Genomic DNA, 11587 nt, shown 5'->3' on the forward strand with positions numbered 1-11587 from the left:
TTAGTTTAGAAGGGTTCTCCTGAATCAAATGGTTCTGGATAGTCAGTAGGCGGTGGCGGTGGAACCTGCATTCCCTGTCTACGTCTGTTGGCTGCATCCTTAGTCTCCAGAAAAGTGATCCCTCGATTCTGGTCTGGGGAAATATATTGATAGTATCGACGTTGGCCTTGACTATCTTGATAAGGCCGTTGGATAATTTCTCCCTTTACCAGGATAGGAGAACCTTTTACAAGACTTTGAGCCATCACTTCAGCTTGTTTGCCATATATCTGAACATGGAAATAACTTGGTATTGGTTTTCCTTGTTCATCTTGTAGACTTGAATCACAAACAAACTCGAATTTGAAGCTGGCATTTCCTTTAGAAGTTCTGCCGACAGCATCATCTGGAATGCTCGCTACTCTTCCGTCAGCAATAAAAGTTTGCATCTCTTCTCCTCCTCTTACTTGATACGATAATTGGCTTTGGCATGGTGTACCGTTGGCTCCTCCGAACTGGAATCTGCAACAGTCAATCCTTCTGGAGAAGCTACTTCGCTTTCCTCTACTGTCCCAGGTCCCTGGTCTGCTTCATTCAACCAGTCCATCACATGGCCATAGCGTTTAATGGCATCATACTCCGCTATCAAAAATTCTGTCTTAACGTATGGCTGCAAGGCTTTAATGCTTCCAAGTTCCTCCTCGGTAAAGAGTGCCGCCTTCGCCACGTCGGCCGTGACAGTATACACAACTTCGCCTGATAATGGATTATTATTTGTGGTTGCAGTGATAAAGCCTTTTTCCTGCAAAGGAGCCAATACATTGATTAAATAATGGCCCGTGTCAATGACCCAATCATCTGCCATGACTGCCTTCACAAACTCTTCTCGGTCATAATCACTCTGAAAAGTCAGTTCTGTATTTGCTCTGGCAATGGCATCCATTTTGACAGCATAGCTTTTCAGCTCAAGATGTGCCAAAAATCTAGCTTGTTCCTTGGTAATAACTGCTTTTTGCTGTTCTGTCATTTCTCACTCCATTTCTAGTGCTGCGATCAATTCAAATAGTACTGAAGGGCGCTTTTTATTTGTCACAAATCCGACTGGAAAATCCATCAGCTTTGTGTCTCCGTTCCTACCTGGAGTGAGGGCTACTGTCTTAATTTTACTTCGGTACTTTTCTTTAATGGAATTTCCCATCTGACTGGCTACCATCGCTGCTGACTTCTCAATATCGTGTGGAATGTAGTCCAGCTCGTCATCAAGCTCAGATTTCAAGACAAGACTTGTAATCAATCGCTTAAATTGTCTATGGTAGAGCGTAAGAACAATCCAGGCACCCACCAAATACGGCACGGAATTTACTAGGATAAGAACCCCGTCAGTCTGCCACACCAATATCCCTAACAAGGTCAGAGAGGCGCTCCAGAGAATCAACCGATATGGATACTTGATATAGCGACGGTAATCCTCGGTTACGCTTGCGACAATGCTGCCAATGACCAACAAAATAGCGGACATTCCAAGGGTTCCCCACTTGATGATTTCAGCAATCTCTTCACTTGTATAGGTCGTAACGGCATACGCTGCCGCTGCGACCAAAATAAGTGATACAAGCAAAGGTCTGACAATCTTCGTCACATTTTTTGAAAAAATCAACAGTTCTAGCATTGATTAACCTTTCTTTCGTTTGTTTCCCAAACCAACCGCTGAGAACAAAGTCATCAAACCTACTGCCAGAAGTCCCATGCTTCCTGCATCACCTGTTTCAGGCAATGCTCCCTTCTTGCTAGATGAGGTAGAAACTGGACGAGCAGCAGCTTTGGTTGTTCCTGCTGGTGCTGGTTTGTTCCCAGCCACATAGTCAACAATTTTACCTGCTACATCTACAACTGGAATAGCAACTTGTCCTGTTGTCTCAAGGGCTACTCGCTTGGCTTCTAGTTCTGCTTGGCGTTTCGCTTCCTCTTGTGCTGTAAAGCGGGCCAAAAGGATATCGTAATTTTTTTGGTCAATCGCTTGTTTTTCGAGCAAATCAGCAAGAACTGACTTCGCTTTTTCAAGCGCTTCCGCTTTTTCTGCCAAGGTAGCTTTAGCCGCATCTAATTTCGCTTGTGCTTTGGCAAGGACGTCATCAGCATTTAGCAAGTCATTCAAGCGTTTCTCGCTTGCTACTTGGTTAGATTTTGTGGTTGCAAGAGTTGACTTAGCTTTTGCAAGAGTTGATTCAAACTCAGTGACTTTAGCCTGCAAGTTTTCAAGCTCTTGCTTTTCTTTATCCAAGTTAGCTTTAACAGTTTGCAACTCTGCTTTTTGAGTTGCTAATTTAGCCTTCTTCTCATCAAGGTTAGCTTTTTTAGTCGCAACGTCGGCTGAGAAAGCATTTACCGCATCCTGTGCTGCCTTGGCACGTTCTTCAGCAGCTGTCAGGTTATCTTTAGCAGTTTGAAGTGCTGCAAGGGCTCCAGGAGTTTGTACTGTTTTATTTTGCCAGTAGGAAAGTTCCTCCTGTGCTCTTGTTTGAGCAACTAGAGCGCTGTTGTAATTGCTCTGAGCTAAGGTTTGCGCAGCTTTAGCATCAGAGTCTGCTGTTTGAGCTTTTGAGAGAGTTACTTGGGCAGTTGATTGAGCAGACTTAGCTGCCGCTAACTCATTATCAATGTTACGTGATGATAGGTTTGAAGTGGTATCAAACTTGCTAGTATCTTCAATTTGAGTATCAGATACTCCCAGGATATGAACTCGTCCAAGTGGCATTGTATTTCCAGTTGAAAACTCATAGTCAAGCTTGCTCACATCAAGACCGATATATTTGGAGTTTGTTGTGGTACGAACTCCTGCAAGTGAAGTTGAATGGCCCCAATTTGAGTCTGCATCATCAAACAGCATTTCAGAAATCGTGTTGTAGACTGCTTTCTTCAGGTCATCCATCGTAACAGTTTGTCGTGGATCAAAGTAACCAGATGAGAAGTTCTCATAGTAGTTTACGCCATCTGTGCTGTCTAATCCTTTTCTGCCTGCTGCGGCTGGGATAGCTTGCAAGTCATGGCCTAAAGATTTTGAAGTGTTTGCTACATCATCTGCAAATGAGATAGCAGACAAATTAGCAACAACAGCTGAAGTATCTACTTGTTTGCGAACTTGGTTCATCAAGTCAACCGCAAAAAGTGTCAACTCCTCACGTTGTGCTTGAGACAAGTTGTTGACATCAGAAATCACAATTTTCTTGTCGCTATCCAGTGACTTGAACTGGTTTAGCGAAACTCCTGTTGCAGAAGCGTTAGCAACTGCTGACTTGTTGCTTTCTGTTTTATCTGCTGCAAAGGCTTTGAGTGCCTCCGCATATCCTGCTGGAACTGTGATAGTGTTCTTACTAGCCAATTCTTTCGTCAAGCTGTCAACCAATTGTGTTGCTGCCGCCAAGTCTTTGTTCGCTTCTGACAAGGCTGTAGCCGCATTTTGAGCGGTCACGTTTGCTTGATCCAAGGCACTCTTAGCATTAGCCACGTCAACCCCTCTGTTTCTGAGGCTCGTTTCGCTAGCATCAAGCATGATAGTACGTGTTTTATCTGCTTCTTTAGCTGCCACCAAGTCACCTTCTGCTACTGTTACAGCCGCTCCCGCTTCAACAACGGCAAGCTCAGCTGCTTCTCTTTCTGCAATGAGTTTAGACTGCCCCGTACCGTCTAGGATAGCTTGAGCATTGTTAACTTCAGCTTGTGCTTGGTCTACATCAGCTTGCTCCTTAGAAACTGCCTTTTCTGCAGCAGCTACAACAACCTGTTGTTGATTTACTGCACCTTTTGCTTCTGTTACAGATGATTCAGCAGTTGCTACCGCTTCTTCAGCTTGAGTTACTGCTGCCTTGGTATCTGCTACCTTAGTTTCTTGTGCTGCAATCACTTCAGGTGTCGCTTCAGCTACAAGAGCCTGGGCTTCAGTAACTTCAGCCTGGGCTTGCTCTACATCGTTGCTAGCTTGACTTGCTTGCTTTTGAGCAGTTTGCTCGTTAGCTTGCGCCTTAGTCACCTCTTGCGTAGTGCCATCCAATTCTGCTTTCGCTTCTGAAACTTGTTCTGCTGTTACTACTGTATCAGCAACCTTCTCAGCTTGTACAGTTTCTGGAGCATTGTCAACTTCTGGAGTTAGTGTAGTTTCTTCTGCATAAGTTGTCACAGAACCTAATCCAAGAGTCAAGAGACCCACAGCTGCCAAACCTTTAACTAATTTCTTTTCCATTTTATCACCTATTTAACTTTCTTTATTTTTGATTTTATAGTGTGTTCCATTTTGTAAGCTAGGATCATACACCCCAGCTTTCTCTAGAATGCGTTTAACTTGCCATCCAGATAACCCGTAAGGTTCTCCATGTCGGACATGGTACCACGTTCCAACTGAAGGATTCTCTTGTTTTAACTTTTTCCAGGCAAGGTATTCGCTTACTAGAATCTCTTCTACCTCAGGAGGTTTTTCGCTCCTCGACCTAATGGTCATCTCCAAGGTTCCATCCCTACTTCTAGTGGTTTCAAGCACTGTGTACTGCTCTTCAATATATTTGGTTAATCTTGCATGAGCCTTACTGGATAGCTTGAGATGCAACTTTTTCAATAAAGCTCCCCCCTTTCTCAGTTGCTGTTATTTACCCTACACTTTTTCTAGGACAATATTATTATACACTATAAAATCTGCAAAGTCAATGATTTTTGTTTTTTTTTATCATTGACTTTTTGCAAAAAATCCAAGTCCTGTAAGAACCTGGATTTTTGCAATTAAAGGCTAGTCAACTTCAGAATCACGCTTGCGACGAGCTAAGCCAAGTCCTGCTATTGCCATGCTTGCACCGAGTGCAGCCAAAGCCATAGAGCTTTCTTGACCTGTTGCAGGAAGTGTCTGCGCACGAGCTACTGGCGTTTCTGGAGTAACAGGAGTTTCTGGGACCTCTGGCGTTTCTGCCTTAGGCTTAGGTGTGTCGGTCGTAACAATATCCTTATCTACTTCAACATCGTTAACATAGACTATCCACTCATTTTCAATATTTTCACCGTAAGTGATACGTTTCAACATTGAGTAGACATCGATCTTGATTTCTTCTCCTTCTGCTAGAAGGTCATAGAACTCAGGATTCACAGTGTACTTAACCGCCACGACTTGTCCTGTCTTTTCATCTCGAATCAACTCTTGGACAATGTAGCGAGTCAGTTCTTCATCTAGTTTAATGATTGAACCGTCTTTGAGTTTCATATCACCTGAAGCAAAGGCATAAAACTCACCGTTGTACTCGTCAAAGTTTTCATCAAAGTTTTCAATACCATAAAGTGATTTCAACTTGCCATCAATCGTTGTCTTGACAACTGGGAAAGAAAGCTTAGCTGGGTAGGTTTGACCCAATTCAATGGTACCGTCAGTCAGATCTTTATTAGAACCGATTGACTCCAGGACCTTCTTAATACCATCCAGTTTTGGCACGTTGTTTTCTACCGTATTGCCTGCGTAGCCATTTCCAAAGTCAATTTGCCATACTTTATTGCTAAAGTCTCCAATATAATCCTCTGTCTTAGCGTCAAAGGTATGGAACAGGTTCAAACCAGTGAACACGTACTTGTTAAAGTAGCCCTCAAAATCTAGACCTTTAGGAACTACAACTGAGAAATACCCATCTGGAGAAATTCTAGCAGCTTTTAGGATAGCTACAACTTCAGCATCCGCTTTTTCAAGACTTTCATAAGACCGCACTTCAAAGTCAGAAGATACATCACGGCCATCAGCTAGGGTTGTCTTCAGGGTAGAGAAGTCAAACAGAACTGTATTGTCTTGAGGATCATCAACCAGTGGTAGGAAGCCTTTGAGAATTTCTCCCTGAGTTGCTTTTAGCCCTTTATATTGATTGTTGTCTGTAACAGCGGTATAGGAATATGTTTTGTTTGGAAGTAACTGAAGACCATCCAAATTAGCTCCGCTTATCTGACCCACTTGGTAAAGGTGTTTCTCTGGCTCAATCAAGCTATCATTTGGAGTTGGTGTCTCTGGACGTGGTGTGATACGTTTGTAAACGTATGTCACTTCCATAGTTCCTTCGATAACTTCTCCAGTTTCCTGACCAATTGTCTTTTCAGGAACCAGTTCGTACTCGATTCCATCTTCAGTTGTAATCCTTCCAGGTTTGTAGTCTGTGGTATCGTAGCTTGTACCTGTTGGAACATTTGAAGAGTCTACAACGTCATTTGCGACTGTCTTTTCATCTTCGTTCACATAGTGGATAACTACGTTACCTTTTCCTGGTTCATTTTCAACCACTTTGTAGAAGTAATCAACATAGATGGTTCCGTCAGTCACCTTACCAGTTTCAGAACCAACTACTTTTGAAGTAAGTTTATACAGCTTACCTTCGTGCGCGATGACTTCTTGTTTTTGGTCCGTTGTATCATACGCTGTGCCAACTTTTGCATCTTCGAGGTCTGCTTGGTTAGGGGCAATTTTGACGTTTGTATCTACGTCAAAGTAGCGCACGACTACGTTACCGTTGTAGGTACGAGTCTCAGAACCTGGTGTGTAGATCACTGGCGTGTTAGATGTTGCAGTATAGGTCTTACCTGACTTAGTTGTCAAAGTCATTGTGTAAGCGTTCTTGTACGTCGCAGCATCATTCAATACCGTGAAGATAGCATTAAATGTCGGAAGGACGAAATCTTTAGCCAAGTCTGCGTTGACCTTGGCAAGCCCGTTTGCAGATAAAGTCACAATTGCCTTGCCAGTTTCATCATAGGAAACCAACCATTCTGGACTGAGTTTAGCGGTCTCATCTTTGAAGAGTTTTGTTCCAGCTGGGAAAGGATCTGATAGAACAACGGAAGTCATTGCTTCCCGACCAGCCTTCAGTGTCCCTGGATTGAGTACCCACGTCTCAGTTGAATTTTTCGCAACCAACTCACCATCGATGCTAGTGCCTTCAGTATTGACAACGTCTTTTGTAATCGCAGGAGCATCCTTGACCGCAACTGGATGGACCGTTGCTTTAATGGTTTTCGATTCTGGAACAGGTACATGTGGCTTCACAACTGGTGTGATTGGATTGTATACCTCTGGGGTAAATGTTTCAGGAACAAAGACTTCAGGAGAATATGGCGTAGGCGTGTATGTTTCAGGGGTAAAGACCTCTGGAGTGAACGTTTCAAACGTTGGTTCGTTTGGAATTTTAGATGGCGCTGGTGGTTCTTCATTGAACGGTGTTGGGGTAAAGGTTACCGTTTCAAGTTTTGGTGGCGTAGCAGGAACTGGTTTTAGCTTCTCTGGGGTTACTTCTTTGAGGGGTGGTAATGGAGGTAACACAGGAGCAGCAACCCTAGTATTGAAGCCAAAATAGTATGCCCCCGTGTTACCTTGTTCCGAGTTTGCCCAATTATTCACAATATCAAATGAAATATTTGTACCACTATCAACTTTTAGTACACCTGCACCATACCAACGAAGAGGTCCATCTAATGTATCCCAGTAATTATTAGGATCATTTGTAACTACCCCTCCTTTAGTACCGTCAAATCGTGCGCCTCTATCAGAGTTAGAATTATCAATAATAGAGGAGTAGATTTTATTCCCATCTTTTGCAATAGTTGAACCAACGATTGGAATAAAGGTCGTATTACTACTTGTAAGCTCCACTCCTTCACCTGTTCCTGTTCCAGAATAAGGTGAGTTTCTATTCAGGGACGAAAGACTAATAAGAGCTGGCGTATCGTTGGTAAATTCAATTATTTTCCCTGTTTCGTCATAATACTCCGCTTTAAATCCGAGTCTAGTTTCACCTGCACTTGTTAAACCATTCATTCCAACAAAGTTTATTGTTACGGTTGGATCTTGTAGGGGAGACAAATTGACAGCATCTCCTTTAGCGGTATATGTATAAACTACCTTACCAATTTTTGTGTTATTGTATGTGGAATTTTCGATACCTGTATAGGTCAGTATTAAGCTCTCCCCATCTTGTAACACAAATCCGTAATCGTTTTTATTGATGACCCCAGATGCTTCATAATGTGCATTTGGTTCAGAATTAAATTCTAAAGATTGATAGGTTAATTCTGACAAATTACCTTCTGTACCAATTTTTGACTTTATTTCAACCAATTTAGCTTGATACTCCGCCTGCAAGCGTTCATTTTCTGCTTTTGCGGCTGCCGTTGCAGCATCGTTCCGTTTCTGAATTTCATCATTTTCAGCAAGCAAGTCATTGTATTCTTTGAGAGCTTTGTCATACTCAGCCTTCAATGCCGCATTTTTTGCATCCGCTTCAGCTTGACCTTTTGCGTTAGCTTCTTCATTTGCTTTTTTACGTTCGTTATAGCCAGCCATTGCTGCTTCATCAGCTGCGATGATGGTTTCTTTGTTGGCTTCCCATTCTGCCAGAGCGTTAGCGTTACGCTCGTCAACTGCTTTTTGACCTGCCTTGTTTCGAGCATCTACTGATTCTTGACCGACCCTATTACGCTCCTCAACTGCTAACTTTTCAGCTTCAATATCATCCAGTTTAGCCTGATTGCGAGCATCTACCGCTTCTTGACCTGCCTTGTTACGTGCATCTACTGCTTCCTGGCCAGCTTTGTTCCGCTGGTCTGTTGCTTCTTGACCTTGTTTATTGGCCTCTTCAACACGTCTTGCTTCTGCTGTATTGTCTGCATCAATTTGGGCATTCGTAGCCTTTGCAGCTGCTATTTCTTCATTGTTTTCGACTTTTTCAGCTTCTGCATTTTTAACGACCGCTTCCTGATTAGCTGTATCACGTTGAGCAGCTTCAAGGCTTTCGTGGACCACTGTCTCACCCTTAGTCACTACTACACCGTTTGCCTCTGCCTCTGCAACTGCCCGATCAAGTGCTGGCATTTCAACTGGTGTTACAATTGCCCCAGTATTTGTATTGGCTTGGGCTTGCAGGTCCGTATTTTCAACTGGTGTAGCTGGCTGAACTTCAACCAGGTTAGTAGCTGGATTATCCGTTGTGACCACTGTTTCTGTCACAACTGATGTCGTTACTTCATCAGCTGATACAGTATTAGCACCTGCAACAGTAATTGCACCTGCAATTGCGATTGTTGATACGAGACCATAAGCCTTCGTGGTCACCAAACGTTGGCGTGCTTGAGTTTCTGCCGATTTGTTAAAAATTTCTTTTCTATTCATACCTTAAATCTCATCCTTTTCTGATTTTACAAGTAAATGTAGTGTGATTCTGATGTATTATTTTTGCCAGAAATGACAAAGCCGAATAATAGGAGTAAAAATCCGAGTAATGTTAGTGCGATATTCTCCACTACCCCTGTTTCTGGCAAAGTTTCCTTCTTCCCTTCTTTCGTAATGAAAGAAACGGTTCCGTTTTGATTAGTTACGCCACCAAAGTCTTCAGCTTTCCCTGTCGACCTTGTACCATCGACGTTAGCAACCGTAACAACACTATTCTCAGTACTGATAACAGTGTAGCCTTGGTCCGTTACGATTGGTTCAAAATCTTCTTCAACCGTAGGAGATGGATCTACTTGAGGCTGTAATGGTGCCGTTTGAGTGTTGTTATTTTCGGTTGCTTGTGGCGTAGTCGGTGTTGTAGGCTGGTTGTCAGTTACAACTGCCGTTGACGGTTCTGTGGTGTTTGGTTGCTCGCTTGGAGGAACAACGGTAGAGTCAGTTGGTGTCTCAGTCATCCCTGGGGTAGTTGGAGTTTCTGACTCCTTTGGTGCTTCAGGCGTTTCTGTTGTCTCACCAGAAGTTTCCGTTGGCAATGTCGGATCGACTGGAATTTCTTCCGTCGTATTCGTTGGTGTCATTGGAACAGTTGAATCAGTTGGAACAGTTGAAACATCGACAGTCGTTTCGCTCTCAGCTGGTGAATCATCCCCCGCATTGTCCGCTGGAACAGGGGTAACTGGATCAGTTGGCAGTGCCACAACTTCCGTTGCAGAAGTTTCTAAAGCGGTGTTCTCTGCATATGCAGGCTGACCATAGGTTAAGACTGCCCCCGTTGCCAACCCAAATACTACGGTTAGCTTCAGTGTGTTATTTTCATCATATAAGTCCTTGGTTCTCATATGTTGCATTTCCTTTCATTTTTATTTAAGATAACTGGTTTCCATTGGCTCTGTGGTCACCACAAAACCGTATTTACTAGATTCCGAGACTTTGACCGTGAAACTAAGGCGTAGACTTGTGGTCTTCTCCTCCTGCTTGACGGCAAGAACATAGGTAACTTGATATTCCTTAGCATCTGAATCATAAGTCATCTGCTCCAGAATCACCGATTGCAGCGTTCCTATTTTAGGGACAGTATACTTTGCATCTCCATCAGACAGAAAATCCACCAGGTTTTCTTTTTGACCAGAATAATAATTTGGTAAAAAGTAGCGACTGAAGACATCTACTTGATGCTCCGTACTTACTAAGTGCTGGGTATGCTTTAATTCTTGATAGAGATAAGCAACCTGTTCATTCTGCTTGGCCAGTTGCGTATATGCAATGATAGATGAAGCTATCCCTCCGAGAGCCAATACTCCAATAAGTCCCATGAGTAGGTACACCTTCTTCAGGGATTGTGTTTTAGGAGCTTGATGAGGGACTGTTGGAGTTGCATTCATTGAAACGCTCGATACTGGACTCGGTTGATAGGAGTTACCTAGCACCTGTTCCCCTTCTTCTGGAAAAAGTGGCAGGGCTGACTCTGGGAGCCCCAGACTAGCTTTATAAGATGGATAAATCTGGTTGATGAAATACTCACGCTTTTCCTGGTAAGTATAATGCTGAAAATCTAGTTCAGTCATAATAGATTGAATCAGTGGTAAGAGTAAATTCTGATACCTACGATCAATGATGAAAGAGCTGGCATAGACTTCCCCTTCAGAGACCGCCTCTCTTCCTTCCAGGTGGCAAATAGCCACCTTTTTCAGCTGCACCTGACCGTAAACCTCTTTTAAAGCCTGAAATAGTCGTTCTGCTTGCAGGAAGGTTAGATAAGGTAGCGACTCTTCAATGGTATGCTGGAAGGAATCTAGATACTGTTGGTCCAGTCCTTCAATAATACCAAGAAGCTCACTATCATCATCTGGAGACTTACCATCTTCCCAGATCACTTCAAGAAATAAGTCATCTGTCACCAAGCATTTATTGCTTTTCTTAAAAGGTATAAATGCCATTGTAACCACCTTACCCCTTCACAAAGTTAAAGCACCACTCAATGATACTTGGTCCAGCAGAAACAGCAATAATCGCAATAGCAATAGCTACCCAATGCTTCTTAATCCCTGCTTTAAGTTCACGACCACCGAACCCATAGATTAGACCAGTCACTACAACAGCCAATCCAAACATCACGATACCAATTCCTTGCACTTTAGTAATACCTTGTTGTGCTAACTCTTCTGTTTTTGCGAAAGGATCATCTGCATAGACGGTATTTGTCAAGATGCCTGATAGAAAGAGTGATAGACTGAGCAAGTAGTTCCTGCCTTTGGTCTTCACTTCACCGAAATAATTTGTCAATGTGTCCTTCATAGAAGCCCTCCTCGTAAAATAAGTTTATGGGGATTTTTCAATCCCAAATTTTTAATGAGTGTAATAATGTTAACTTGACTATTG

Annotated in this window: 9 protein-coding genes; all 9 read right to left on the bottom strand. The window is 42.9% G+C overall.

Features of this window, described 5'->3' with window-relative positions; genetic code table 11:
* Window positions 1–5 precede the first annotated feature (5 nt).
* The 9 genes from P7J36_RS02220 to P7J36_RS02260 all read right to left on the bottom strand — a co-directional run bounded on the left by P7J36_RS02220 (window position 6) and on the right by P7J36_RS02260 (window position 11503).
* On the bottom strand, window positions 6–428 hold the full coding sequence (locus P7J36_RS02220) for a single-stranded DNA-binding protein (RefSeq protein ID WP_024389275.1): 423 nt from the start codon (window positions 426–428) through the stop codon (window positions 6–8).
* 14 nt (window positions 429–442) lie between these two features.
* Entirely contained in the window at window positions 443–1006 is a 564-nt protein-coding gene (locus P7J36_RS02225; protein ID WP_024389274.1) for a hypothetical protein, read from the bottom strand.
* Between the two features lie 3 nt (window positions 1007–1009).
* Window positions 1010–1648 carry a hypothetical protein gene (locus P7J36_RS02230; protein ID WP_024409883.1) on the bottom strand — a complete coding sequence of 213 codons (639 nt, stop codon included), beginning with the start codon at window positions 1646–1648 and terminating at the stop codon, window positions 1010–1012.
* Window positions 1649–1651: 3 nt separating this feature from the next.
* Window positions 1652–4216: an SEC10/PgrA surface exclusion domain-containing protein gene (locus P7J36_RS02235; RefSeq protein ID WP_408551053.1), complete on the bottom strand. Its 2565-nt coding sequence runs from the start codon at window positions 4214–4216 to the stop codon at window positions 1652–1654.
* A 12-nt stretch (window positions 4217–4228) separates the two neighbouring features.
* Window positions 4229–4585, bottom strand: a complete 357-nt coding sequence (locus P7J36_RS02240) for a hypothetical protein (RefSeq protein WP_024409885.1) — start codon at window positions 4583–4585, stop codon at window positions 4229–4231.
* A 168-nt stretch (window positions 4586–4753) separates the two neighbouring features.
* Complete coding sequence (locus tag P7J36_RS02245) at window positions 4754–9148, bottom strand: SspB-related isopeptide-forming adhesin (protein WP_408551054.1); 4395 nt, start codon at window positions 9146–9148, stop codon at window positions 4754–4756.
* A gap of 26 nt (window positions 9149–9174) precedes the next feature.
* Window positions 9175–10047, bottom strand: a complete 873-nt coding sequence (locus P7J36_RS02250) for an LPXTG cell wall anchor domain-containing protein (RefSeq protein ID WP_408551055.1) — start codon at window positions 10045–10047, stop codon at window positions 9175–9177.
* Between the two features lie 21 nt (window positions 10048–10068).
* A complete protein-coding gene (locus tag P7J36_RS02255) occupies window positions 10069–11145 on the bottom strand; it encodes a hypothetical protein (protein WP_029175406.1) in 1077 nt (358 codons plus the stop codon).
* Window positions 11146–11155: 10 nt separating this feature from the next.
* The gene (locus P7J36_RS02260) at window positions 11156–11503 is read right to left on the bottom strand and encodes a TrbC/VirB2 family protein (protein ID WP_029175407.1); all 348 of its coding nucleotides are present in this window, start codon (window positions 11501–11503) and stop codon (window positions 11156–11158) included.
* Window positions 11504–11587 lie beyond the last annotated feature (84 nt).

Origin of the sequence: Streptococcus suis, assembly GCF_046032115.1 — a bacterium.
GTDB classification, from domain to species: Bacteria; Bacillota; Bacilli; order Lactobacillales; family Streptococcaceae; genus Streptococcus; species Streptococcus suis_AJ.